At 36.8% G+C, this 24,734-nt stretch carries 21 protein-coding genes and 1 pseudogene; 8 read left to right on the top strand and 14 right to left on the bottom strand.

Translation table 11 applies throughout. The features are described from left to right. Positions 1-141: 141 nt before the first annotated feature. Genes dapA through trpB form a run of 5 tightly spaced genes read right to left on the bottom strand, consistent with a single transcriptional unit; the run spans position 142 to position 5,037 of the window. Positions 142-1,023 carry a 4-hydroxy-tetrahydrodipicolinate synthase gene (gene dapA / locus H529_RS0101585; protein ID WP_022854816.1) on the bottom strand — a complete coding sequence of 294 codons (882 nt, stop codon included), beginning with the start codon at positions 1,021-1,023 and terminating at the stop codon, positions 142-144. An 18-nt stretch (positions 1,024-1,041) separates the two neighbouring features. Continuing rightward, positions 1,042-1,899, bottom strand: a complete 858-nt coding sequence (gene dapF / locus H529_RS0101580) for a diaminopimelate epimerase (RefSeq protein WP_022854815.1) — start codon at positions 1,897-1,899, stop codon at positions 1,042-1,044. A 57-nt stretch (positions 1,900-1,956) separates the two neighbouring features. Continuing rightward, the gene (gene aroB / locus H529_RS0101575; RefSeq protein ID WP_022854814.1) at positions 1,957-3,036 is read right to left on the bottom strand and encodes a 3-dehydroquinate synthase; all 1,080 of its coding nucleotides are present in this window, start codon (positions 3,034-3,036) and stop codon (positions 1,957-1,959) included. A gap of 1 nt (position 3,037) precedes the next feature. Next, positions 3,038-3,841 carry a tryptophan synthase subunit alpha gene (gene trpA / locus H529_RS0101570; protein WP_022854813.1) on the bottom strand — a complete coding sequence of 268 codons (804 nt, stop codon included), beginning with the start codon at positions 3,839-3,841 and terminating at the stop codon, positions 3,038-3,040. Positions 3,842-3,846: 5 nt separating this feature from the next. After that, the gene (gene trpB / locus H529_RS0101565) at positions 3,847-5,037 is read right to left on the bottom strand and encodes a tryptophan synthase subunit beta (protein ID WP_022854812.1); all 1,191 of its coding nucleotides are present in this window, start codon (positions 5,035-5,037) and stop codon (positions 3,847-3,849) included. Between the two features lie 165 nt (positions 5,038-5,202). On the opposite strand from trpB, the gene H529_RS09715 reads away from it, so the two are divergent. After that, positions 5,203-6,171, top strand: a complete 969-nt coding sequence (locus H529_RS09715) for an NAD-dependent epimerase/dehydratase family protein (protein ID WP_022854811.1) — start codon at positions 5,203-5,205, stop codon at positions 6,169-6,171. Here the strand turns inward: H529_RS09715 and rfbF (H529_RS0101555) are convergent. Next, the gene (gene rfbF, locus H529_RS0101555; RefSeq protein WP_022854810.1) at positions 6,120-6,845 is read right to left on the bottom strand and encodes a glucose-1-phosphate cytidylyltransferase; all 726 of its coding nucleotides are present in this window, start codon (positions 6,843-6,845) and stop codon (positions 6,120-6,122) included. The two genes, H529_RS09715 and rfbF (H529_RS0101555), sit on opposite strands and share 52 nt — an antisense overlap. 186 nt (positions 6,846-7,031) lie before the next feature. Here rfbF (H529_RS0101555) and cysC point away from each other — a divergent pair, with 186 nt between their 5' ends. The 6 genes and pseudogenes from cysC to H529_RS11955 all read left to right on the top strand — a co-directional run bounded on the left by cysC (position 7,032) and on the right by H529_RS11955 (position 14,169). Further along, complete coding sequence (cysC, locus tag H529_RS10930; RefSeq protein WP_022854809.1) at positions 7,032-7,571, top strand: adenylyl-sulfate kinase; 540 nt, start codon at positions 7,032-7,034, stop codon at positions 7,569-7,571. Continuing rightward, positions 7,568-7,702: a hypothetical protein gene (locus H529_RS12050; protein ID WP_022854808.1), complete on the top strand. Its 135-nt coding sequence runs from the start codon at positions 7,568-7,570 to the stop codon at positions 7,700-7,702. Before cysC ends, H529_RS12050 begins: the two co-directional genes overlap by 4 nt. 42 nt (positions 7,703-7,744) lie before the next feature. After that, positions 7,745-9,712: a class I SAM-dependent methyltransferase gene (locus tag H529_RS0101540; RefSeq protein ID WP_022854807.1), complete on the top strand. Its 1,968-nt coding sequence runs from the start codon at positions 7,745-7,747 to the stop codon at positions 9,710-9,712. An 11-nt stretch (positions 9,713-9,723) separates the two neighbouring features. Next, positions 9,724-11,028 carry a sulfotransferase family protein gene (locus tag H529_RS0101535; protein WP_155984455.1) on the top strand — a complete coding sequence of 435 codons (1,305 nt, stop codon included), beginning with the start codon at positions 9,724-9,726 and terminating at the stop codon, positions 11,026-11,028. Positions 11,029-11,082: 54 nt separating this feature from the next. After that, positions 11,083-12,201: pseudogene (locus tag H529_RS11960) on the top strand (glycoside hydrolase family 99-like domain-containing protein); the annotation flags it as partial. Positions 12,202-12,411: 210 nt separating this feature from the next. Next, a complete protein-coding gene (locus H529_RS11955; protein ID WP_340371395.1) occupies positions 12,412-14,169 on the top strand; it encodes a glycosyltransferase in 1,758 nt (585 codons plus the stop codon). Between the two features lie 2 nt (positions 14,170-14,171). Here H529_RS11955 and H529_RS09705 read toward each other — a convergent pair whose 3' ends face one another. The 6 genes from H529_RS09705 to H529_RS0101500 all read right to left on the bottom strand — a co-directional run bounded on the left by H529_RS09705 (position 14,172) and on the right by H529_RS0101500 (position 22,487). Further along, positions 14,172-16,787, bottom strand: a complete 2,616-nt coding sequence (locus H529_RS09705) for a glycoside hydrolase family 99-like domain-containing protein (RefSeq protein ID WP_022854804.1) — start codon at positions 16,785-16,787, stop codon at positions 14,172-14,174. A 10-nt stretch (positions 16,788-16,797) separates the two neighbouring features. Continuing rightward, the gene (locus H529_RS0101520; protein WP_211209631.1) at positions 16,798-17,820 is read right to left on the bottom strand and encodes an NAD-dependent epimerase/dehydratase family protein; all 1,023 of its coding nucleotides are present in this window, start codon (positions 17,818-17,820) and stop codon (positions 16,798-16,800) included. After that, the gene (gene rfbF, locus H529_RS0101515) at positions 17,784-18,554 is read right to left on the bottom strand and encodes a glucose-1-phosphate cytidylyltransferase (protein ID WP_022854802.1); all 771 of its coding nucleotides are present in this window, start codon (positions 18,552-18,554) and stop codon (positions 17,784-17,786) included. Before rfbF (H529_RS0101515) ends, H529_RS0101520 begins: the two co-directional genes overlap by 37 nt. Next, positions 18,555-19,613, bottom strand: coding sequence for a glycosyltransferase family 2 protein (locus tag H529_RS0101510; RefSeq protein ID WP_022854801.1), 1,059 nt, complete (start codon positions 19,611-19,613; stop codon positions 18,555-18,557). Between the two features lie 123 nt (positions 19,614-19,736). After that, the gene (locus tag H529_RS0101505; protein ID WP_022854800.1) at positions 19,737-20,930 is read right to left on the bottom strand and encodes a radical SAM/SPASM domain-containing protein; all 1,194 of its coding nucleotides are present in this window, start codon (positions 20,928-20,930) and stop codon (positions 19,737-19,739) included. A gap of 171 nt (positions 20,931-21,101) precedes the next feature. Continuing rightward, positions 21,102-22,487 carry a methyl-accepting chemotaxis protein gene (locus H529_RS0101500; RefSeq protein WP_022854799.1) on the bottom strand — a complete coding sequence of 462 codons (1,386 nt, stop codon included), beginning with the start codon at positions 22,485-22,487 and terminating at the stop codon, positions 21,102-21,104. A 183-nt stretch (positions 22,488-22,670) separates the two neighbouring features. On the opposite strand from H529_RS0101500, the gene H529_RS0101495 reads away from it, so the two are divergent. Beyond that, positions 22,671-22,859 carry a hypothetical protein gene (locus tag H529_RS0101495; RefSeq protein WP_022854798.1) on the top strand — a complete coding sequence of 63 codons (189 nt, stop codon included), beginning with the start codon at positions 22,671-22,673 and terminating at the stop codon, positions 22,857-22,859. 84 nt (positions 22,860-22,943) lie between these two features. Here the strand turns inward: H529_RS0101495 and H529_RS0101490 are convergent, their stop codons facing one another. Together H529_RS0101490 and H529_RS0101485 are read right to left on the bottom strand one after the other, a co-directional pair. Beyond that, on the bottom strand, positions 22,944-23,711 hold the full coding sequence (locus H529_RS0101490) for a hypothetical protein (protein WP_022854797.1): 768 nt from the start codon (positions 23,709-23,711) through the stop codon (positions 22,944-22,946). Beyond that, positions 23,680-24,732 carry a glycosyltransferase family 4 protein gene (locus H529_RS0101485; RefSeq protein WP_022854796.1) on the bottom strand — a complete coding sequence of 351 codons (1,053 nt, stop codon included), beginning with the start codon at positions 24,730-24,732 and terminating at the stop codon, positions 23,680-23,682. Before H529_RS0101485 ends, H529_RS0101490 begins: the two co-directional genes overlap by 32 nt. Between the last annotated feature and the right edge of the window lie 2 nt (positions 24,733-24,734).

The raw sequence follows: 24,734 nt of genomic DNA, 5'->3' as shown, positions 1-24,734 counted from the left end.
TGCCTTTGCTGAGTGATTTTAATTTTTGCCATAAAACCTTTAGATGGATATGAATCCATATAGTTATTTTGAGCCTGAACTTCAAAAAAAAACAGTCAGGGCCAAATGTTCCACGTGGAACATTTGGCCCTGATAGGGGGGTTAGATAAGTTTATATTTTTCTTGTAACAGTTTCTTTAATTGTTCTGCTGAACTTTCTGTTAACCCAGCAAGAGGTAGTCTTACCTCAGGGGTTTCAATCTTTCCCATGAGCCAAAGGGCATGTTTAGCAGGTGCAGGGTTGGTTTCTATGAACATAGCCTTGTATAACGGATAAAGGTAAAGGTTTAGTTCGTTGGCCTTGGCAATATCCCCGCTTAGGGCATAACGCATAAGGGCTGCCATTTCCTTAGGGGTTACGTTGGCAACCACAGAAATTACCCCTTTTCCTCCTAAAAATACCGTAGCCAGGGCAGTAAAGTCATCCCCTGAAAGCACTATAAAATCTTTTGGACATCTCATCAAAAGTTCGGTAACCTGCTTTATATCCCCACAGGCTTCTTTGATGGCGATGATGTTTTCTATTTCTGCCAATTTGGCGGTGGTATCAGGGAGCATGTTTACCGAGGTTCTGCCAGGCACATTATATAAGATGATAGGTATTTTGGTTTGTTTAGCGATGTAGCTATAGTGAGCGTAAAGGCCATTTTGGGTTGGTTTGTTGTAATAAGGAGTAACGATAAGGGCTGCATCAAACCCCATCTCTTCGGCAAGTTTTGTATATTCAAGAACTCTTGCTGTGTTGTTTGTTCCTGTACCAACGATAAGAGGTACCTTACCTTTGGCCTCTTCAAGGGCTATTTCCATAACCCTTTTTCTCTCTTCTTTTTCCAAGGTTGCGGCTTCTCCGGTTGTTCCAAGGACAAGAATTCCGTCTGTGCCTTGTTGAAGGTGCCAGCGAATTAATCCTCTCAAAGAAGTTTCATCTACCTTTCCATCTTTAAAAGGGGTAACTAAGGCTACTATAGAGCCCTGCAGGTTCATTTTTAATGCCCTCCTTATTTATTTTAAAGCGTCTTCGAAAATTGTCCCTTTAAACACCAAAAGGGTATCTCCTTCTAAGTAGATTTTATTCTCATTTTCTTCAATGTAAATGGTTAAAAGCTCTCCACCTCTGGTAAGAACGTTTACCGGAGAGTTTACCAGACCAAGTTTATAGGCTATATATGCTGAAGCTGCAGAACCGGTCCCACAAGCAAGTGTTTCTCCTTCGACCCCTCTTTCATAAGTCCTTATTTGGATAATTTTCTGACCGTCTTTTTCTACGATGTTTATAAAGTTAACGTTGGTTCCTGCTGGACTAAAGACTTCGTGGTATCTTATTTTAGGCCCTATCTTGGTTACCGGTGCGTTTTCTATGTCCTCCCAGAAGATAACTGTATGAGGAACACCGGTGTTTACAAAGTGGGCTAAAAACCAGTCATAGTCTGTACGTAAAACCAGGTTGAGCTTTAAATCTTTAGGAGAAGTAAGGGCAACCTTTACCCGTTTCCCTTTAACCTCAGCATAGATTAGTCCTGCTTTGGTTTCAAAATAAAAAGGGCTTTCGAAAAGTCCAAGTTCTGTAACAAGCCTTGCTACACATCTTGCACCGTTTCCGCACATTTCGGCTTCGCTTCCGTCAGAGTTAAAAAACCTCCAGGCAAACTTAGCTTGTGGATTTGATGATTTTTCAAGCAAGATAAGACCATCTGCTGATACAGAAAATTTGGGACGACAGAGTTTTTTGGCAAGTTCTCTCCCTTCTTCTGGAGAGATCTCACCACTAAAGTTTAAAATAACGATAAAGTCGTTTCCTGAAGCACAAAGTTTGTAAAAACTTATTCCCTCTTTTTCAGACTCAAGTCTTTCGATACTCATAAAAAACCTCGTATGTTTAATTATACGATAATACTACTATTAATATATTTTACAATTTTATCTTAATTCTTCTAAAGTTTCAAGGAATTCTTTTATAGGAGGGTCTTCATAGAAGCAATATTTTCCTATACGCTTAAGAAGCACTATAGTCAGTTTCCCCTGAAAAACCTTCTTATCTTTTGAAAGGTGTTTTAACACTTGTTGAGGAGATAGATTAGAAGGAAGGCTGAGAGGATAGGAAAGATTCGCTAAAATATTTTTTAAAGGAGAAAAAACCTCTTTTTCTGCAACCCCAAGTTTTTCTGAAAGTTTTGCCTCGGCAAGCATCCCTAAGGCTACTGCCAGTCCATGAGGGATAGAATAGTTTAATTCAGTTTCCAGGGCATGTCCGATGGTGTGCCCAAAGTTTAGTACTTTTCTTAGTCCTGATTCCTTTTCATCTTTGGAAACCACATAAGCTTTAGTTTTACAGCTTTCATAGATAAGGTATTGAAGGTCTTCAGGGTTTAGTTGAAAAAGCTCTTCTCCTTTTTGAGAGATAAAAGTAAACAACTTCTTTTTTAGGATACAGCCATACTTTATTACCTCAGCAAGTCCGTTTTGGGTTTCCCTTTTAGGTAAGGTTTTCAAAACCACGGGATCGATGTAAACCCTACTTGGTTGGTAAAAGGTGCCGATAAGGTTTTTGCCTTCTGGCAGGTCAACCCCGGTTTTTCCTCCGACAGAAGAGTCTACCTGGGAAAGAAGGGTGGTTGGGACCTGCACATATTTTACCCCTCTAAGGTAGATGCTTGCCAGAAAACCCGTGATGTCTCCTACTACCCCACCTCCAAGAGCAATCAAAAGGTCTTTTCTGTCAAACCTTTTTTGAATAAGACTTCGGGCTAAAGAGATCACCGTGTCTATGGTTTTAGACCCTTCTCCAGGAGGAAAAGAGAAAATTTCAGCCTTGATTCCAGAGGTATTTAACTGTAATGAAAGCTTTTCTCCGTAAAGAGTTTTTACCGTGTCATCGGTTATAATAGCTACTTTGCCAAAGTTAAAAGAGGCTTTTAGGTCTTCGGCTATTTCATCAAAGATATGAGGTTTGATCAATATCTGGTAAGATGGCTTAGTTTTAACAGTAATTACAGACATGTTACAGATTTTTAAGGTTTTTCAAGAAGGTTTTTATTTCCTTAGGTGAGTTTTTCCCCTTTTCTTCTATGATTTTTACTATGGCACTACCTATGATAAAGGCGTCTGCGTAAGGATAGAGAAGCTTTATTTGTTCTTTTTTTGAGATGCCAAACCCAACGGCTAAAGGGAGATTATTTCCGCAAAGATTTTTAGTGATTTTTAGTCGATCTGCTAAGTCTTCTGGTAGAGAGTCTCGGGCTCCTGTTATACCTGTAATAGAAACGTAGTAAAGAAATCCTTTGGTGTGTTTAACAATTTTTTGGATGCGATCTTCAGAGGAGGTAGGGGTTGCAAGAAAGATGGTGGCAAGACCTGAGTTTTGGTTTGCCTTTATCCAGGGTTGGGCTTCTTCTATAGGTAAGTCCGGGATGATAAAGCCAGCAAGACCTGATTGTAAAGCATGTTCTACGGTTTTTTCCAAACCGAACCGGTAGATGATGTTATAGTAGGTCATGCAAACAATAGGATAAGGGAATCCTTTTTGATTTAGTCTTGAGATAAATTCAAAATAGGCTTCAAAGGTAGGTTGATGTTCAAGGGCTCTCACGATAGCTTTTTGGATGGTGGGGCCATCTGCAACAGGGTCGGAAAAAGGGAAACCTAACTCGATACAGGCGGGTTCAACCTCAGCCAATTCCCAGAGGATAGCCTCTGTGGTTTCAAGGTCAGGGTCCCAGCAGCAGATATAAGGAATGACAGCTACATCACCTTTAGATTTAATGGTGTTTATAGCCTTTTTTATCAAAGAGGCGTTTTTTTCCATCAAGCTTAGTTCCCTTCCAAGTATTCTCTTACAGAGGCAACGTCTTTATCTCCTCTTCCAGAAAGGGTTATCACCACGATGGTGTCTTTAGGGAGGTCTTTAGCAATTTTTAAAAGATAAGCTACTGCATGGGCGGACTCTAACGCAGGGATGATGCCTTCTTTTTCAGAAAGTAGTTGAAAGGCCTCAAGGGCTTCTTCATCGGTAACCGAGACATACTCAGCCCTGCCTGTATCTTTAAAATAGGCATGTTCAGGCCCTACTCCTGGATAATCAAGCCCAGGGGCTATAGAGTGAGCTCCTTTTATCTGCCCTACCCTATCCTGAAGTAGATAGGTAAGCATCCCATGTAAGACCCCTGGTTCTCCTACAGCTAAGGTAGCTGAATGATGGTCTGTATGTAAGCCTTCTCCTGCTGCTTCAACCCCGACAAGTCTTACCTGAAGGTCCTGCCTAAAGGGATAAAAAGTCCCCATGGCATTAGATCCTCCTCCTACACAGGCAAGCACTAAATCAGGGAGACGTCCTTCTTTTTTTAGGATCTGTTTTTTTATCTCAAGCCCGATAATACTTTGGAAATCTCTTACCATCATAGGGTAAGGATGAGGCCCTACCACTGAGCCGATTACGTATAAAGTAGAGGTTACGTTAGTAACCCAATCTCTCAGGGCTTCGTTTATGGCGTCTTTTAAGGTTTGAGTACCAGAATAGACAGGGACTACTTCTGCTCCTAAAAGCTTCATCCTGAAGACGTTTAATTTTTGCCTTTCAGTGTCTTTAGCCCCCATGTAGACCACACAATTTAGGCCTAAAAGCGCACAGGCAGTGGCTGTAGCTACCCCGTGCTGTCCTGCTCCTGTTTCAGCAATGATCCGGTTTTTACCCATCCTCTTAGCCAGAAGAACCTGACCGATGGTGTTGTTGATTTTGTGGGCTCCGGTATGAAGAAGGTCTTCTCTTTTTAAGTAGATTTTGATCTTTTTCCCAAGGTAAGAGGAAAGATTTTGGGCAAAATATAGAGGGGTTGGTCTCCCGGCATATTCCTTAAGAAGGTATTGCCATTCTTTCCAAAAAGAGGGATCTTTTTTTACTTTAAGATAAGCCTTTTCCAGGTCGTAAAGAAGGGGAATTAAGGTCTCAGGGACAAACCTTCCTCCAAACTTCCCAAAATATCCTTTCCGGTTAGGAATCTTCATCTTGGTTTGATAGTATACTTCTTTTTTAGTTTTTTGCAACTTTTTGAGTTTGTTTGAAAAATATATTTTGTTTAAGGTAATTAAAAAATCTTCAAGGTTTTTGGTTGACGGTTGACAAAGGAGAGGCTATTCTAAGCTAAAATAATAGAAAAGACAGCATTAAAGATGAGAGCTTTTGTAACCGGGGCTACAGGATTTATAGGAAGTCATCTGGTAAAGAGATTGGCAAAAGAAGGCTGGGAGGTTGCTGTTTTAATCAGACATGATAGTAATCTTTGGAGGATTAAGGATGTAGTTTCTAAGATGAAGCTTATCTATGGAGATTTCAAAGAGATTGAGAAGGTAGAATTAGAAATTCAAGGGTTTAATCCTTCTGTGGCTTTTCATCTTGGATGGAGTGGGGTAAAGAACAGGGATTTTAACAGTCCAGAACAGATACAAAATCTTATGGGAACGCTAACCTTGTTAAAGGTGCTAAAAAATTCCAATTGCCAGGTGTTTGTAGGGTTAGGTTCTCAGGCTGAATATGGGGTGTATAACGAACCGATCGACGAGGAGTTTTGCCCTAAGCCTGTTACTCTTTATGGTTTAACCAAGTTGTGTACCGGGATGTTAGCCCAAAGACTTTGCGAGTTGTATGGTATGAGGTTTGTCTGGTTGCGTTTGTTTGGGGTCTATGGTCCTGCAGACAATCCTTCTTCCTTGATTTCTTATGTGATCCTGAGTTTGCTTAACAGGGAAAAACCAGCCCTTACCAAGGGAGAGCAAAAATGGGATTATCTTTATGTAGAGGATGTGGTAGAGGCGATTTATAGGGTGGCTGTTTCTGAAAAGGTTCAGGGGGTTTTTAACTTAGGTTCTGGTAAGGTCCATCAGATAAAGAGTATTGTAGAACAGATAAGAGATTTAATAGATCCATCGATGGGGTTGGGCTTGGGTGAAATTTCTTATGATTTTAACCAAACGATGTATCTACAAGCTAAGGTCGATAAGTTAAAAAAGGAGATTAATTGGTATCCTAAGATCTCCTTGGAAGAGGGATTAAAAAGGACGGTAGATTGGTATAAAGAACACAAGCAGATTTACCAGACCTTCCAAGGGGGAGCACCGCTTTTCCAGAGGTCATCTAAATAGAGTTTGTCTGCAAGGGTTTCCATAGAGTACCAAAATCCTGTATAGGTGTAAGGCACAAGTTCTCCTTGGTTAGCTAAAAGTTTGGTAATGTCATTCCAGTCAGTATGGTCTCCTTCTATCAGTTCCAACACTTTGTAAGAAAGTACAAAAAAGCCCCCACTTATCCAGCTACCAGGTTCAAAAGGTGAGTTAAACCTTGGAGGGGCTTTAACAGAAAGAAAAGTAGCAAGTTTGCCATGTTTTTTATGGAAAGCTATTTCCTCTAAAATGTTTACGTCGCTTAGACAGTCTCCGTAGGTAAAACAGAAGATTTCTTCTCCTTCCAAGTATTTAGCAACCCTTTTAAGCCTGCCCCCTGTTTGGGTAAACTCTCCTGTGTCAACCAAGGTCACGGTCCAGGGTTCAACCTGAGAGTTATGGACTACCAGTTGATTAGACTTTAGGTCTATCGTTATATCTGAGGTATGGATGAAGTAGTTGGCAAAGAATTCTTTGATGATATGACCTTTGTATCCACAGCAGATGATGAAGTGGTTTATTCCGTAGGCTGAGTAGATTTTCATGATGTGCCACAGGATGGGTTTCCCTCCGATTTCTACCATGGGTTTGGGCTTGAGATGAGTTTCTTCGGCAAGCCTTGTGCCTAATCCCCCGGCAAGGATCACTACCTTCATATGGATCCCCTCTTTGGTTTTTTGAACCAAACTTTATTTGAAGTATACTGTATTTTTGGTTTTAGGGTATACCTATTGGTGCCCTAAGTTTTAACTGTTGAAAGATTATAACCGATAAGGTATAGTGGTTGGTATAATTTTAAAAACATAATTGTGTAGATATCTTTTTTAACAGAGGGTTTATGGATGAGTGCTTATTTTAAGGAAAATAAAGGGTTGTGCGTCTGGTTTACCGGGCTTCCGTGTGCAGGCAAGACGACAATCAGTAAAAGATTATATGAAGTCCTTGTAAGAGAGAACTTTAAAGTTCGTCTGTTTGATGGAGATGAGGTAAGGAAGACCATTTCAAAAGACTTAGGTTTTTCTCGAGAAGACAGAAGAGAAAATGTATTAAGGGTTGCCAAAATTGCCAAAGACCTTGTAGATCAGGGGTATATAGTTATATGTGCTTTAGTTTCTCCGTATAGAAAGGATAGAGAAGAAGTAAGAAAGATGTTTGAAGAAGGAGAGTTTATGGAGGTATTTGTAGATACTTCTATAGAAGTATGCGAAAAAAGAGATACAAGGGGATTGTACAAAAAAGCACGGCTTGGTCTGATAAAGAATTTTACAGGTATAGATGATCCATATGAAGTCCCAGACAAACCAGATGTCCACTTAAAAACAGAAAAAGAGAGTATAGAGGAATGTGTAGATAGAGTTTTGAGGAGGATTATACAGAAATGAAGAAAAAGGTTTGTTTTTCCTTTGTGGTAGATGCTGACCCGATTTTTTACATTCAAACTCTTAATTTAATAGCTACGTTATTAAAATCTAAAACAGCAAAACCTGAAGAAATTGTCGTTCACGTTGTATAAGGAGTAGATAAGGATTTTATTGAGTTTGTAGAGAAGCTTACCTTGGAAGTACATGAAGTTAAACCCATAGATTATAAACTACCCCGATATTGTAATAAACTTAGACAGCTTGAAAATGAGTATCTAAAAACCGCAGAGTTGGTAGTTTTGTTAGACACAGACATAGCCTTTGCCGATAATGTTAGAGATTTCATAGAATCTTCATCTCAACTTATTAGAGGAAAAGTGGTAGACCTTCCTAATCCTCCTCTTGAAATTTTAGAAAAGCTTAGACAAGAATTTGATATAAAGAAAAAGCCTAACCTAACAAACACCTCCCATTCAAATGAATTAACCTTTGATACGAACTGGAATGGAGGTTTTTACATAATACCTTCTAAATATTTAGATACTTTATATACTTCTTGGACAAAAATTGCTTCCGATTTGATCAAATATCAAACACTTTTAGGAAGATATTTTATTCATATCGATCAAATAAGTTTTTGTTTGTCATTGATGAAATCAGAATTTCCTTATGAGTTAATTCCTGTAGAGTATAATTTCCCTATACACTTAGATTTGAACGCATACGATGAAGATAGTTTTTCATCTCCTAAAGTTTTACATTATCATAAAAAATTAGATTGTCATGGTTTTATAGAGTTTTTAAGTATACCTAAGATTGATCAGTCGATCAAAAAGGCTAATGAACTTATTTCTCTTTTTAGAAAGAAAAATTTTGATAATAAAATTTTTTGGGAGTATAGATATCAAAGATTTGAAGACATAGGTTCAGGCATAGGAAGTAGAGGGGAAAATTTAGAGACAAGAAGAAAGATATTATATCCTTTTTTTTATTTTTATGGAAATAAACAGATCCTTGATGTTGGATGTGGAGACTTGGAATTAAGTTGTATGGCAGAATGTGAAAACTATACAGGGATTGACATATCAGAGGAGGCTATAAAAATAGCAAGAAAAAAGCGTACAGATTGGAATTTTATAGCTGGAGATTTTAATCGTTTAAATTTTGAAGGCCAAAGATATGACTTAGTATACTGTGGAGCAGTACTTATCCATCAACCTACATATGAACAGTATCTTAATTTTGTCAGTAAATTGGTCGAACTCACAGAAGATGTGCTTATAGTAGAAGGCTATGATTCTTCACCTTTATATACCTCTGACATTACTTTTTATTATGAGCCTATCACAGAAACACTTAAAAGAAACCATAAAGTAGCTTCAATCAAACATATAGGGTCGTATAGAGATACTTCAATAATATTAGCTAAGATGAAAAACAAAGAAGTTGTTGATCTGGATTTATTTATAGAAACGGTATATTACCTGTATACTTGTCCTAATCGAAAGGTCCTGCGTGAAATAATTCAGCTTTCTTTTGATTCTTTTGGATGGTTTACGGAAACAAAATCTCGTTTTTACGAATATCCTTATATTGTGGAACAGGTTGAAAATATGCAGGGTGAGAAAAAAAGAGTTTTAGAAATAGGTGCAGGTGTAAACCCACTACCACTATACTTTTCTAAAAAGGGGTTTGATGTGATAACAATCGACAATCACGAAACTCAGGTTGATCCGAATAAAATAAAAAGCGAGTGGGGCTTTTTGGACTATTCTCTCTTTGATAAAACTATAAAATCTTTTAACATCGATGCCTTATACATAGATAAAATAATAAATAAAGATGATGAAAAGGTTGATATAGTATATTCGGTGTCTACTTTAGAACATATTCCAAGTATTAAAAGAAGGTATATAATAAAAAATATCGGACAGGTAATTAAACCAGGTGGAAGCTTGTTGCTTACTATCGATTTAATTCCTAACAAAAATTTGGTATGGAATTATTCGGAAGGTAAGGTTGTAGAGGACACTTCTACACATGGGACTATAGAGGATGTTTTGTTAGAGATTAATAAAGAGGATTTTATAATATCTGATTTTTCAATAGTTCGTGGGATTGGGAGAACAGACATAGCTTTTATCAAAGCTGTAAAAATTTAAGGGAGTAAGAGTTGAAGAGAAGAGTAATTTGTATTTTGGGTATGCACAGAAGTGGAACCAGTGCCCTGGCAGGTTTACTACATCACTTAGGAATAAAAGCAGGCAAAACTTTGCTTAAACCAGCAAAAGATAATCCTAAAGGATTTTTTGAGAATGAGAAAATAACTTTATTCAATGAGACTAAATTAATGCCGAAATTGGGAACAACCTGGGATGATCTAACCCCTTTAGGTTTAGATATTTTTTTTAACTTTTCTGACAAAGAAGAATACATTAAAGAAGCTATAGAGATAATAAAAGAGGAATATGAATCTGAGGAAATCTTTTGCATAAAAGACCCTCGTCTTTGTGTTTTATTCCCCTTTTGGGAAGAGGTGTTTTATAGACTTGAGATAGAACCCTTGATAATAATTCCCTACAGGAACCCTTTAGAAGTTAGTTTTTCTCTGTTTAAGAGAGATGGTTTTTCTATAGGTTATGGATTGTTTTTATGGGCAAAATACAACCTTTATGCTGAATTAAACAGCAGGATGTTTAGAAGGGTTTTTGTGAGCTATGAAAAGTTGATAAATAATCCAAAAGATGAGTTGGACAAAGTTCAATCAAAATTTGGCATAGAGTTTTTAAGAAATAAAGACATGTTGGGATTTTTAGACAAAAAGCTAAAAAAATTTAATTTTCAACTTTCAGATTTACCAGAAAATACTCCAGATTTTATTAAAGAGCTTGGATATACTCTGGAGAGGTTAGCAAAAGGTGAGGCTAAATTAAGCTTAGAACTTGAGAAAAAGTTTGATGAATGGAGAAATCTATACGAAAGTCTTATAAAAGAGCAAGCAGTGATATATGAATGGATATCAGACAAAAAATATTTTTTTCAGGTTTTTATAGATATAGAAACAGGGTTTACCGAAGAAAATTCTATTATAGGTGAAGTAAAACCATATAGTTATATCCAGGAGTTTGTGTTCGAACTGCCTGAAAATGTAAAAAACTTTAGGTTCGACCCCTTAAATAAGCGTTGTGGAATTAAGATAGAAAGGGTAGAGGGGTGTTTAAAAAATGGTAAGGTAATAGATCTTACAGAAAACTTACTGCACAATGGTTATAATATAGACAAAAATTTCTGGATTTTCTTACACGATGACCCTCAGATATGGCCCCGTAGCCAAGATGATATTCAAGGTATAAGGTCAATAAAAGTCAGACTACAGTATTTTTCCTTACAGTCTGTTAATGATATTTTGGTTGAAAAGTTAGTTGAGTTGAATAAAATACTTAATATGCTGAAAAAAGAAAAAAAACAATTTTTTTAATTTTTGCGAGTTTATTTTTAAATAAAGATATGTTTCTTCCGATACTTATAAAGTATGAGGTTAATTAGAGAATACTTTGAACAACTTTTTATCCTTTCGCGAAAGCTATCTGAAATACCTACTCATGTAGGGTATACACCTCATGAACCTGTTTTAACAGACATTAAGTTGTTGGCTTTTTATTTACCCCAATTTCATCCCATTCATGAGAATGATGTATTTTGGGAAGAAGGGTTCACAGAATGGACAAATGTAACCAAGTGTTTCCCTCAGTTTATCGGGCACTATTAACCAAGGCTCCCAGTGTATTTAGGTTTCTATGACCTTAGGCTTGTAGAGAACATTAAAAAACAGGTAGAAATTGCAAAAAATTATGGAATCTATGGGTTCGTTTTTCATCATTACTGGTTTAAAGGTAAGAAACTTTTGAGAACTCCGATAGATTTATTTTTAAAACATAAGGAGATTGATTTTAAATTTTGTATTCACTGGGCAAACGAAAACTGGACGCGGACCTGGGATGGATTAGACCATGAGATTTTAATCAAACAACAACACAGTCCAGAGGATGATATAGAGTTTATCAAAGATTGCGCAAAGTATTTTATGGATGAAAGATATATTAGGGTAAAAGATAAACCTATGTTGGTCGTTTATAGACCAGAGCTTTTCCCTAATGTAAAGGAAACTGCAGAAAGATGGAAAAATTGGTGTAGAAAAAAAGGAATTGCCGAAGACTTATATCTACTATGTGTGCATTCTTTTAAACATATAAATCCTGAGGAATTTGGGTTTGATTGTGCAGTAGACTATCCTCCAAATACCTATCCGTTAACCCCAAGAAACTCAAAATATACCATCATAAACCCAGACTATCAGGGGAAAATTTTTGAGTATGACGAACTCATCGAACTTTCCTTTTCTCTTAAAAAAGTTCCTTATAGAAAGTTTAGAGGAATTTGTCCTTCTTGGGATAATGAGTCAAGAAGACCAGGTAGAGGAGTAGTTATTCATGATTCAACTCCTGAAAAGTATAAAAAATGGTTGAAATATTTAATAAAGTATACAAGAGAAAATTTTCCTGAAGAGGAAAGATTCATCTTTATAAATGCTTGGAACGAATGGGCAGAGGGTGCATACTTAGAGCCTGATAGAAAACATGGATTTGGTTATTTAGAGGCTACTTATCAAGCTTTGGTTGAGTCTGAGATCGAAGGGGCAAAAAAAATCGTCTTTGTTGGACATGATGCCTATCCACATGGTGCACAAATTCTTACTTTATATTTTTTAAAAGAGTTAAAAGAGCGGTTTAAATATCATGTAGCATTAATTTTATGGAAATACGATGGAAAATTCATAGAGGAATATTCTAAAGTAGCAGATATGATGTATGACGGAGAACAAAGTTGGCAAAAAATCAGAGAATTAGGTAAAAAATTATTTAAAGAAGGTTTTAAAAAAGCCATATGTAATACAGTTGTGACAGGAGATGCCGTTTTTGCTCTAAAATCCTGCGGTTTTAAGGTAATTTCTTTAATTCACGAATTACCGTGGCTAATTAATCAGTATAAATTGAGTGACAAACTAAAGAATATAGCCCTCCATGGTGATTACTTTGTTTTTCCTGCAAGATATAACAAATTGAAAATCGAGCAAAGTTTTGGTATAAAATTTCCAGAGGAAAAGTGTGTATATAGACCCCAAGGATGTTACTATGAAAAAGTTATAAAACAGCTTAAACCAGAAAAAGAAAAAATAAGGAAAAATGTTTTTGAAGAATTAAAACTTCCTGAATCTACCTTTATGGTGTTAGGAGTAGGATATGGAGACTACAGAAAGGGTTTTGACCTATTCTTAGAAGTTGCTTCTTTAGCAGAAAAAGAGAAAGACAGCAACTTTTATTTTGTTTGGGTAGGAAACTTAGATTTAAACAGTCAGAAGCTACTTGATAATAAATATTCACATCTTTCAAATTTAAAAGTAATTCCGTTTGCTGATGAGGTAATACGCTACTACCTTGCCTCAGATCTATACCTGCTTTCCTCAAGAGAAGATCCTTTCCCTTCTACTCTGATAGAGGCTTTGATGTGTGGGTTGCCGGTGGTTGCTTTTAAAGATAGCGGAGGTTTTGTAGAATGCCTGAGTGAAGAGGTGTTGGTTGAGAGAGAAAACCCTGAGGCTTTATATGGTAAAATAAAACAGATCGCCAAGTCGAAAATAGGTCTAAACTGTCTAAAAAATACGTTTGATTTTTCCTTTAAAAACTATGTGTATGATTTGTTAAGTTTGTTTGGAGATAGATTTTTTAAGGTTTCAGTCATTATTCCTAACTATAACTATGCACACTACATAAAAAAACGTTTAGACTCTATACTCAAGCAAAACTATCCTATCTATGAAATCATATTTTTAGATGATGCTTCTAACGATAAAAGTGTTGAAATCGTAAAAAAATATATAGAGGATATAGCACCAAGTGTTTTAGAGATAGATTTGATAGTAAATCAACAAAACTCTGGATCTCCTTATAAACAGTGGATAAATGGTTTAAAACGGGTTAACGGAGAAATAATCTGGATTGCAGAGGCAGATGATTTGTGTGAAGAAACTTTTTTAGAAACAGTCATAGAACCTTTTCATTTATTTGAAGAGGTAGTGTTAAGTTATTGTCAAAGCAAGATAATCGATGAAAAAGACAAGATTATAGCGGATGATTACCTGCATTATTTAGCTTTTTCAAGCAAATATAAATGGAAAAAATCTTATGTTAATGACGGCTGCAATGAAATCATCCATTTTTTGTCTATCCAAAATACTATCCCAAACGTAAGTGCAGTTTTGTTTAAAAAGTTAGATTTTGAAGAAAAAGTGTTAAAAAATCTTGCAAGATTTGAGATAGCAGGTGATTGGTATTTTTATGTTAAACTACTTCAAAAAGGTAAGATAGCCTTTATCGTTGATAGCTTAAATTTACACAGAAGGCACAGCCAAAGTGTCATTCATTCAAAAAATAAATATAGACATATCTATGAGATAAAATTAATGCAAAGATATGTGGCTCTCAATTTTGATGTTCCTGAAATACCTAAGAAAAGGGCCAAAGTGTATTTTGATCATTGCGTCAAATACTTAGGGGTATAAGTCTAATCTAAAGATTTGCAAAAATAACCGGTTTTACTCACAAGCAGCCCAAAAAACCTCTCTAAAGCATGATGCAAACATCCATCTATTTGATAAAACTCAGGCTCAAAATCTCTGAAAGACAACTCAAGCTTTAGTAAGTCCTTTAATGCCTCAAACCTAAACCAAAACATAGACCCAGCAGGAAATAAGAAATCCTCCCCATCCCACTGAATATCGAGTTTATGGCATAAAAGTTTTAGATAGTGCTGGTTTGTCCCTACATGGGCCTGATATGTAGTTAACATGTCTTTACCTGAGATTATTCCTAATCTTTTGTCCTTTTCGAAGGTTTTAAGGATTTTATCTACTATTTCTGGACTTCCAACTAAGGCTTTGATAGCCTTTTTCCTCCATACCTCTCCGTCTGGTCTGTGAATGCTTTTTTTTGAGTGTATTTTTAGTCCATATAGATATCCCATCGGATAGATAGTTTTAAAAATTTCTAAAAAAGGGGCGATGTCTCTTCCTCGGTTGAGGTTTCTATAAACGTAGGAGTTAGCATGAAAATCAAAGATTTGATCGGTATCAAAATAGACCTCTACAGGTATAGACACAAAAAGGTCATAACTACAGGTAAGATTTCTCAGGTATTGTTTAAACTCCTCCCATAAATCTGGATAATATAGATGAAGAATAACAGCCAAATCAGCCTTTTTGATGATTTGGTTCAGGTTTATATTTTCATAAAATATCCGCTGCCCTTTTTTAAACAGCATAACCCTCGGTTTTTTCACCGAGACATCTGAAGGTAGGTTTTCAAGGATAGCTTCTGCTGTGGCTTGAAGGTAGGCATATCCATGTTTTCTGTCAGGCTCAAGATGGTTCCCTTCTGCCCATTCGTTCCAGGCGTTGATAAAAATAAGCCTTTCTTCTGGGAACTTAGCCTCAAAAGTTTTTTTTATGAGAAAGCTTAACCACTTTTTGTAAAGATAGGGACTACTGAAGGCAAAAATGGTTGCCTGGTCTTGTCTCCTTGCGGTGTTATCCCAACTTACCAGGGCTGTTCTGATATACCTGTAATCAGGTTTAGGCTTGTTTAGAGAAACTTCAACCGCCTGGTGATAGTCAAAGATTGCGCCCTGAAAGTCAGGATTTAACAGCAAGGCATGTTGGTTGATTTTTTCAAGGGTAGGTTTACGAAAGAGGGGTGGAAACTCTAAAGCGGCGTCAAAGCCTATTTGGCCAGGGTCTTCATAAAAATTAAAGCAGTGTACCGCAACCAAGATTGGTTCCCCTAAACCTTGTTTAACACAAAAGGATTTCCAGTATTCTGCCGTTCTAACAGGGTCTGCCAAATCATGGGCCCTTTGCACTAAGATTACAGGTCTACCTTCTATCTTCAGGTAATTTCTGTGAGCAAGATATTTTGCCATGTCATGGATGAACTGACAGTCGGTTTCATAGGTGTGTATCTGTGGCATGAGAACATCATTTTCTTTGCCATCCCATCTACGGGTCCAGTTTTCATTAGCCCAACTGATGCAGAAATTAAAGTCTAAGACTTCATCTTCAAAAAAGGCATCAACAGGTTTTTCAAGCAGTCGTTTTCCGCTAAACCAGTATACATAAAAACAGAACCCAGATATTCCATATTTTTTAGCTAATTCTACTTGCCGTCTTTTAACCTCAGGCACCCTTAAGTCATAAAATCCCAAATCTATCGGCAAGTGAGGTTGATAGTGCCCCAAGAAATTAGGCGCAGCCTTGGTAACGTTAGTCCATTCAGTAAAACCTTTTCCCCACCACTGGTCGTTTTCTGGGATAGGATGAAATTGAGGAAGATAAAAGGCAATCAGTTTAAAAGGTAGATATTTTCTGGCTTCTGAAAGGTCTACATCAGTTTCTGGAAAAAACTCAAAGGAGGGTCCTTTTTGAGCAACCTTTAAACCTTGAAAATAGCTTAACTTGTAATCTGAGTCAGAAAAAACAGGTTTAGCCCGTCTGCCTTTATATCTTCCTTCTAAAATGTAGTGAGTCAGAGGATTTTTTTGAGCTAAAACTATTTCTACGTTTGAAAACAGGTAGTAATCCGTATCAAAATTAGGAGATGGGTCTCTACCTTCCTTCCATCCAACCAAGATATAGTGGATTATAGGGTCCCAGTGATTTTCTTTAACATCAGGATAGTTCTTTAAATACCAGGGTTCATCAAAAAGCCAGTTATCCTTAATTATCTGATACTCCTCTTCTACCTTTTTTCCCTGAAGTATTTTTAAAAAAGAGTTTTGGGTTATGTATATGCTTTCAAGTTTAACACCACTTAGTTTATCTATGAGCTTAATCTTTAAAACTTGGTTATGTTCTAACGAATAAGGTAGATTTATTTCCTTCCAGGTTATAAAGAAGCCGCAGTTTAGTTTTTTCCCTAAAACAGCGCTTATATCTGCTCTGTAAAGGTTAGCTGCCCTTTCTAAAATTTTCGTTTGGTTAACCCAAACTTCTATAATTCTTGAGTTCAGGGTTTTTTCTTCTACAATCCAACCGCTAATACCAAGTTTATGAAGAGGGTCAAGATGTACATAAAGGTTTGTTTGGGTATCGATAGGTTTGGGTTTATAGAATTGGATAAGGTTCATATTCCCAAACTTATTTTAAGTCGAAAGTTTCTAAAAAATTTTTATACCAATTTATCGTAAGGGTTAATCCCTCTACAAGAGAAAACTTAGGTTTCCAGTTAAGAATTTCCCGCGCTTTTTTAGAACTTAGATACTGTTCTCTAATTTCATGGGTAGCTTCGTTTAAAATCAGAGGTTCAAGGTTAGAATCCATAAGGTTAAGAATAAGCTTTACAAGATTTATTACACTTATCGGTTCTTCGTTGGAGAAATTAAAAGCCTGTCCTGCTAAATCTTTGTTTTCAGAAAGTTTTTCAGCAAGGCTTAAATAGGCACTTACTCCATCTTCTACGTAAAAATAGTCTCGTACATAGTTTCCGTCAGAGCGTATCACGGGCCTCTGTCCTTTTAAAATAGACCTGATGGTGCCAGGGATAACTCTATTCCAGTTTAAGTCTCCTTCTCCATAAAGGTTTCCACACCTGGTTATTACTACAGGAAGTCCATAGGTATAAGCATAGGTTTGAGCAATCAGGTCTGCGCAGGCTTTACTAACATCGTAGGGATGTTTGCCTTGAAGGGGCGTTTCTTCGGTATAGGGGAGGTTTTCATGTTCTCCGTAGGCCTTGTCTGAGGAGGCAACAACTATTTGTTTTACCAGAGGAGAACGCCTGCAGGCCTCAAGAAGCGACCAGGTGCCCTGAATGTTTGTCTCAAAGGTTGAAACAGGATTCCGGTTGGCTATTCCTACTATGGTTTGGGCTGCCAGATGAAACACCGTATCTATCTCATATTCTCCTAAAACCCTTTCTAAAAGCTTTTGGTCCCTAACATCCCCTCTTACTATCTTTACCCTTTCAATCGTTTTTGAAAGCACAAGTTCACTTTGAGGTACCCAGTCTCTTACTAAACATACCACCTCAGCTTTTAGTTCTAACAGTCTTTTTACCAACCAACTCCCTAAAAGGCCGGTAGCTCCGGTTACAAAAACAGGCCTGTCTAACCAGAAATCAGACTTTACCATACTTTCCAAGGGGCTTTTCCTTTTCTCCATAGTTCTTCTAAGTAGTTTTTGTCTCTTAACGTGTCCATAGGATGCCAAAATCCTTCGTGTTTAAAGGCAACGAGCTCCCCAAGCTGAGCAAGTATCTCCAAGGGTTCCTCTTCCCATTTTGTATGGTCTCCTTTTATCAATTTTATTACTTTAGTAGAAAGCACAAAAAAACCTCCGTTTATCCAACCTCCATCTCCTACAGGTTTTTCTTTGAAATCTTTAACCGTAGAACCTTCAAGTATCAAGGCCCCAAACCTGCCAGGCGGACGCACAGCAAGAACAGTAGCCAGTTTACCATGCTGTCTGTGGAATTCTATCTCTTCCCTTAGGTTTGCATCTGTTAACCCATCTCCATAGGTAAAACAGAAAATTTCTTCTCCCTCCAGATATTTGGCAACCCTTTTAAGCCTACCTCCTGTTTGGGTAAACTCTCCTGTGTCAACCAAGGTAACTGTCCAGGCTTCAACCTGAGAGTTATGTATTACCATTTGATTGGACTTTAGGTCTATCGTTATGTCTGAGGTATGGATGAAGTAGTTGGCAAAGAATTCTTTTATGATATGACCTTTGTATCCGCAGCATATGATGAAGTCGTTTATTCCGTAGGCTGAGTAGATCTTCATGATGTGCCACAGGATGGGTTTTCCTCCGATTTCTACCATGGGTTTGGGCTTGAGATGGGTTTCTTCGGCAAGCCTTGTGCCTAACCCTCCGGCAAGGATCACAGCCTTCAATTAGGATTTACCTCCCCATCCTGGTTCAAAAAGTAAGGTATTAGCTTCGTGATAAAGTTGAGTCAGGGTTTCCTCAATCTCTTTGAGATGGTTTTTAATAAACCTTCTGGTTTCACACAACTGTCTTGCCGCCATGGTAGTTTCACGAATCTTTTTAGCAAGTCCAGGGTCATCGATCATGTCTGCCATAGCAAGGATTAAATCCCACCCTTTTTCTGGAAACGGTATTTCCTTAAGCTCTGCGGCTATCATGTTGAGTATAAACCTATCCCATAGATAATACTCGAGATATTTAAAAAACGTAGGCTTTAATTTTTCTTTTATGATTTCCATCTCAAAAAGGGCCTGCAACCCCTCAACAGTAAGATAGTATCTCCAAACTATGTTTTCTTCATCCCATCTTTTAATGTCTTCTTCGGTTTGTGGTTCCATCGGTTCTGCTATAGGAAAGTCTATCACCACCGCAGGGGAATAGGCAGCTACACAAAGAAATCGCAACACATGAGAAAAGGCAGATTTAGTAAAACTTTCTTTATATTTTGGAGGGATGTTGCAAGGTATGTTATGTAGCTCTTTTTTATGAATTACAGAGGTTATCCACCCAAGAAATTGGTTGAATCCCATCTTATTGGCAAACTCAAGGACAGTGCCTTCGTAGATTTTATAACTATGAGGTTTAAGCCAACCATTTCCTGCATGGATGATATCTACCTCTTTGGTGTTTAGAACATGCCATACCATCCTTAACCCATCTTTAAGTAAAATATCATCGTCTCCAAAAATCCAAACATATTCACCGTTAGAAAACCTAACTACATTGGCTCCGTTTGTAGCCATATCCACATGTTTAGATAACCGGGTATATTCAAGAAAAGGGAATTCTTTTTTCAGTTTAGACAGAACTTTAAAGGTATCATCGGTTGAACAGTTGTCTGAAACGAAAATTCCGATGTTATCTTGTTCCCCAAGTTCAACTATCTGAGTTGCAATAGCTCTTATACACTTTTCAAGCTTTTTAGCCCTGTTCCAGGTAGGTATGGCAAAATAAAGTTTTTTCATACCAACTCCTTTTTTAATTTTTTCGGTTTTTTGGTTTTCTACTTTAGAAAATTTATTATATTTTATATGCTCTGTGGGTCAAGTTTGGCTAACTGATTTAGGTGAACAGAAGATGTTCTAATATTAGGGAATTACATCTGTAAGAAGGTTAAGGTAGCCATAGGGATAATAAAGGTTTTCTTCTGAGAGGTTGTGGGCCTTTAGGGCTTTTTTGACTTCAGGTAAAAAGGTTTGGGCCAGACTAACCAGATCTTTAATAAGAACACAGTATTGCATCGCTCTTTCAGGTGAGGTTTTAATAAGTACAGGGCATCTCCCTCCACAGAAAAACTCTGCCTCACAGGTGTTACAGCCTAACCAGTCCTTATAAGAAACTAAGGATAAAAGTTTGTCCTGCAATTTTGATAAATCGAGATTTTTAAATTCATCTTTGCGAAAATCAGCTAAAATCAATTCTTCTCCCATGTCTACGCATGGTAGAATTTTACCCGAAAGAACATCAAAACTTCTCATTTTTTCTACTCCACACCCAGTTTGACCCCTTCTGATACCTTGTAATAAAAAGAAAAACAGCTCAGCCAACGGCAGTACTGGAAGGATTTTTCCTTTAAAAAGCTCAGCCACAAACCTTTCAAAAAGATAACTCAAGTCTTTTAAGTAAGAACTTCTAAAAGCAGAGAAATTTTGTATAGGACAGTCTTTTTCTATCAGATGCCAAAAGAAAAAGTCAACCAGCCCTCTTTGCCTAAGAGTAAAAAACTCTTCTAAGCAATCTCTAAAACTCATCCCTTCTCTCAAGGTGGACCACATAAGTGTTTTGGTCTGGCAGTGAGATTTTAAAAACTCCAAACTTGCTTCAATCTGGTCTAATGAGGTCCCTTTCCTTACCCTTTCGTGCTGAACTTTTGTTCCATCGATAGAGATGATCAATAATTCTAACTGGCTGAAAAACTCTGGGTCCTTTTCTACAGCTTTTCTAAGGAGATTTCCGTTAGTGTAAAGAAAAAACTTTAGGTTTTTCTGTGGATAATAATTTTTTATTCTGTAAAAAATATCTTGGACTTTTTCAAAAACAAGAAGAGGTTCTCCTCCATAAAAGGCTATAAAGACAGGATTTCCGTTTGTTTGATCTAATAGCCAGTTTATCGCCTGAAAGGTTTTTTCTGGATCTTCCTCCCAAGAAGAGGCAAAAGCCCTCCTTTCACCATAGATTAACCCGTTTAAACAGCCTTCACAGCTTGCGTTGCATTTTCCAGTAACAGAAATGTGATAAATTGTAGGAAATGATTCTTTAAGAAAACTTTTTAATGTTATCATAGTTAACGTTAAATAACATTATTTGTTATAATAAATAATCAATTTTCGCAAAAAGTCAAGGTTTAAAAGGGGTTGAGTGTAAAAAAGGGATGGGTCCTTTTAGTAGTTATGGGTAAAACTGGAGATAGAAATCTATTTTAGAAGCTCAAAATGGATATTAGTTAGACATCTTTAAGAGAGGGTTTTTGTATCAACTTTATCCAGGCCATTTATTTTTTGAGTTAATGATCTATCACCTTCTATAACCTTCTTTAGATCTAAATCTGCACCAAGCACCCCTATCAGTCTGTGTTTATCGTCGAAGATAGGACAGGAAATGGTAAGACAATAAGAATTGGTGGCTAAGGAGACATAGATATCTGAAATATAGGTATCAAGGCTTTCCTTTACGTTTATAAACCATGGTCTACTTGACCAGTTTTCTCCATATCCTGTTGAACCATAGGCTGCTCTGAAATCCCACCGAGCAATGTTGTCTGTAATCTGGATGCCCTGGTCGTTTGTGATGTAAAGAAGTTCAAATATTTCATGTTGTTGTATCAATCTCTTTAGATAGTTTTCCATGGTAGGTCTATGCATAGACCTTAGCTCAAACGAAGAAGCAGCTTCTTGAATTATTTCTTTTGCATAGTCGTAGAGGTCAACCCTGGCCTTTCCAACTGTTAAAATTTGCTCTTCTGATAAGGAGTGTAGCCTTTCTGAATAGGTTTTTAATGTTGAAGACGAATGAGTGGTTTTTTCGATAAGCTCAGAGAGTTTGGAGATGGTATTAGAAAGAGTAGCTGTGGTTCCGTCAAGGTTAGCTGAAATTTCATTTAGACTTTCTGCATTAAGAGTTAGTTCTTTAATAGGTTGATTAATTTGTTCTAATTTTTCTCGGTTTAAACAAACAAGGTTGTAGGTTCTTTGAACTTGATGGTCTATAGAGCTCATTTTTTCTTTTATTTTTTCTATGGTGCCAAAAATTTCTTTTGCTTTTATGGTAACATCTTTGGTAGCTTCTGTGGTTGCCTGGGCTAACTCTCTCACCTCTTGAGCTATTACCGCAAATCCCTTACCATTTTGTCCTGCTCTTACAGCTTCTATAGAAGCATTTAGAGCTAAAATTTTGGTTTTATCAGCAATCTTGTTTATGGTTTTGGTAAGAGTGGATATAATCTCAACGGTATTATATATTTCTTTAGTGGCCTCAACAAGCTCATCTACAGCTTTTTTAACAAAAAGCATGCTCTGTTCTGTATCTTTAAAACTTCTTTTTATGTGTTCCACGTTTTCATTAACTATACCCACCCTTTTTAAGTTTTCCATAGAGGAAAAAGAAATTTGGCTGGCTATTTCTTTTAAAGAGTTAACTTCTTTTTTAATGCTTTTAATCTCAAGGTTAAGTTCTTTGGTAACTTCATTAAGAATTTCTGATTCTTTATTGATTAAAGGCGCAAGTTCCACAAGGTTTAAGGCGTTTCTTATTACCTCTTTCATAAAATGATTGTTGTAAGACTTTTTCCCATTTTTGTTTAAATCTTTACCCATTCTCCAGCTAACTAAAAACTTAAACATCCTCATCTCCTTTGAACTCTTCAATCGATGGTCTTATAGTAGATATTCAAATTTAATGCCAGAAAAATGTTTTGATTTTTTGAAGATTTAAAGATGGCTTAACTGTAGATTTTTGTAAAATTTTGTAATTTTTTGATAATTTTTTGGGATACTTGAAAAACAAGGTGAAGTAGGTGTGTTTATTTGGCTGACAGTAGGGGTAAGAAAGAGTTTTTGGCTAATACACTTTTAGCAGAGGATGATGGAGAGTTCAAGTGTGTCTTAGGAAGTGAAAAAGGTTTTAACGAAGCAGCATTAATGAGGCAGTATAACGAGCTATCTTTAGTAGAATTGAAGAGGACACTTGATGGGTTGTTGAAAAAATTACTTTAGTATAAGAGAAAGCTTTATAGGGACAGAATGATGATCTAACTAAAATCTATTTAAGGGACAAGGTATTTTGATCTAACCCTGGGGTTAAACTGTGCTGCGGGTTAGGGCAAAATGTTTTTCTCTTTTTTTTCTTCTTTTTTCTACCTGTTTTAAAAAAAACAAAAAGTCTTCTTGAGTTAGCCCTGAATAAAGGCTTGCATAAACCTCCCAAATGCGTTTTGTTGCCCCTTTCATACCACTCCATTCTAAAGTCATAGCAAGGGCTGATAGGTCTTTTAGACGGAGCTTTTTATCGAGTGGGGTTTTATACACTTTTACCCCGTCAAGGTCAAAAATCTTAAACCCTTCCTCATTTGTATGATAGAAATTATTGAACTTAGTATCTTTTATAAAAACACCCTTTTGATGAAGACCAAACAAAAACCTGACCAAATCTTCTAAAAGTTTTTCTCTTTCTAAAAAGTCTTTAAAACCTAAAAAACCTTGGGAAAGATAGGGAAAAACAATCCCACCGTAAAAGGTCTCTTTTTTTAGAAACGCAACCTGAGGACTTTTCCAAAACAAAAACAACGGTTCGACTATAGGGACCTCTAATTTTTTTAAGGATTTTACTACCTCCAAATAACTTTTAACCCTGTTTTTTTTAAAAAACCTGGGGATAAACGCTTTAACAAAAAAGTCTATTTTTCCGGAAGATTCTAAAGATATCAAAAAGTTTAGATGAGACGGAGTAATTTTATTAGGTTTAGCCAAAAAGGGGGCTGTTTTAAGCTGATTAAAAACCTCTTTAGCTTCTTCAGAAAAAAAGTAAAACCTAAAGCTATTCCAGTTGGGAAATAAGGCAGTCCACATAACTATCCCAGGTTAGATGACTTACAGTTTGCGAAATCCTTTCTGGATCAAACCTAAGGGCCAAGGCCTTTAAAATTGCCTGCCTTAAGTCTTCTTTTGTTCGGTTTACCACAAATCCATTAAGTCCCTCCTTAACAAACTCACTTGTCCCATCATAAAAAGTGGTAACCACAGGAGTTCCTGTAGCTAAAGCCTCAAGCGTTGCCATGGCTCCAGGGTCATACCTCGTAGGAAGAACAAAAAGGTCTGCCATAGCATAGTATTTTTCTATTTCTTTAGTTTTACCTAAAAAGAACACCCTTTTGGTGGAAATTCCTTCTATCCCAACCACAAGCAACTTCACCCTTTCTGGAAGTTCTGGTAAAACCTCCATCAGAAGAGAAAGCCCTTTCCTTTTAGCATCATACCCTACGAAAAGAAGCAAAAAATCCTCCTCTCTGAAACCTTTTTCTTTTCTACAAATTGTTTTTAGCTTTTTCAAAGAGGGGTTAAATCTTTTAAAATCCATTCCCCTATAACAAACTACAGTTTTACTGTAGACCTCTGGATAAAACTGTTTGATCAACTCTTTGCCAAGACAAAAAAGAGAAACCACCTTTTTTGCGTTAACAAGTGCTTTTTTTTCAAAGGTTAGAAGGATTTTATATCTAAGGCTAAAACGTCTAAAAATTGAAGCTTTTTGTTGCTGTAAAAAGGCTATCAAAGGGTCGCAAAGGATAAAAAGGTCAGAGGGATAGGGATAGCGAAAAAAGCTTATGAGTTTGTAGGAAGAAAGATTGGCAAGGATTGTTTTAGCTTGGGAGATAAAGAAAAGATGTTTAGGTACTGACCCAAAGCCTTTCCATTTTACCTGATATAGCTCCAAATTTTTTAGGATCTCTTCTGGGAAAGATATGGTATGGGCAATTAGTCCTACCTTAAACCCTCGTTCTAAAAGCTTTAAGGCTACGTTTGCTGCGTGGGCCTCAGCCCCACCGATCCCAAAACCTATTTTTGGCCTTAAAAGAATGATTTTTTTCATTC

The sequence above is a fragment of the Thermodesulfobacterium thermophilum DSM 1276 genome, assembly GCF_000421605.1.
Classification (GTDB): domain Bacteria; phylum Desulfobacterota; class Thermodesulfobacteria; order Thermodesulfobacteriales; family Thermodesulfobacteriaceae; genus Thermodesulfobacterium; species Thermodesulfobacterium thermophilum.
This window is presented reverse-complemented; position numbering and strand designations above follow the sequence as displayed.

Coding starts and splice junctions, on each gene's coding strand:
- dapA (WP_022854816.1), bottom strand. CDS start 1,023: ATGAACCTGCAGGGCTCTATAGTAGCCTTAGTTACCCCTTTTAAAGAT.
- dapF (WP_022854815.1), bottom strand. CDS start 1,899: ATGAGTATCGAAAGACTTGAGTCTGAAAAAGAGGGAATAAGTTTTTAC.
- aroB (WP_022854814.1), bottom strand. CDS start 3,036: ATGTCTGTAATTACTGTTAAAACTAAGCCATCTTACCAGATATTGATC.
- trpA (WP_022854813.1), bottom strand. CDS start 3,841: ATGGAAAAAAACGCCTCTTTGATAAAAAAGGCTATAAACACCATTAAA.
- trpB (WP_022854812.1), bottom strand. CDS start 5,037: ATGAAGATTCCTAACCGGAAAGGATATTTTGGGAAGTTTGGAGGAAGG.
- H529_RS09715 (WP_022854811.1), top strand. CDS start 5,203: ATGAGAGCTTTTGTAACCGGGGCTACAGGATTTATAGGAAGTCATCTG.
- rfbF (WP_022854810.1), bottom strand. CDS start 6,845: ATGAAGGTAGTGATCCTTGCCGGGGGATTAGGCACAAGGCTTGCCGAA.
- cysC (WP_022854809.1), top strand. CDS start 7,032: ATGAGTGCTTATTTTAAGGAAAATAAAGGGTTGTGCGTCTGGTTTACC.
- H529_RS12050 (WP_022854808.1), top strand. CDS start 7,568: ATGAAGAAAAAGGTTTGTTTTTCCTTTGTGGTAGATGCTGACCCGATT.
- H529_RS11955 (WP_340371395.1), top strand. CDS start 12,412: ATGATGTATGACGGAGAACAAAGTTGGCAAAAAATCAGAGAATTAGGT.
- H529_RS09705 (WP_022854804.1), bottom strand. CDS start 16,787: ATGAACCTTATCCAATTCTATAAACCCAAACCTATCGATACCCAAACA.
- H529_RS0101520 (WP_211209631.1), bottom strand. CDS start 17,820: ATGGAGAAAAGGAAAAGCCCCTTGGAAAGTATGGTAAAGTCTGATTTC.
- H529_RS0101510 (WP_022854801.1), bottom strand. CDS start 19,613: ATGAAAAAACTTTATTTTGCCATACCTACCTGGAACAGGGCTAAAAAG.
- H529_RS0101505 (WP_022854800.1), bottom strand. CDS start 20,930: ATGATAACATTAAAAAGTTTTCTTAAAGAATCATTTCCTACAATTTAT.
- H529_RS0101500 (WP_022854799.1), bottom strand. CDS start 22,487: ATGTTTAAGTTTTTAGTTAGCTGGAGAATGGGTAAAGATTTAAACAAA.
- H529_RS0101490 (WP_022854797.1), bottom strand. CDS start 23,711: ATGTGGACTGCCTTATTTCCCAACTGGAATAGCTTTAGGTTTTACTTT.
- H529_RS0101485 (WP_022854796.1), bottom strand. CDS start 24,732: ATGAAAAAAATCATTCTTTTAAGGCCAAAAATAGGTTTTGGGATCGGT.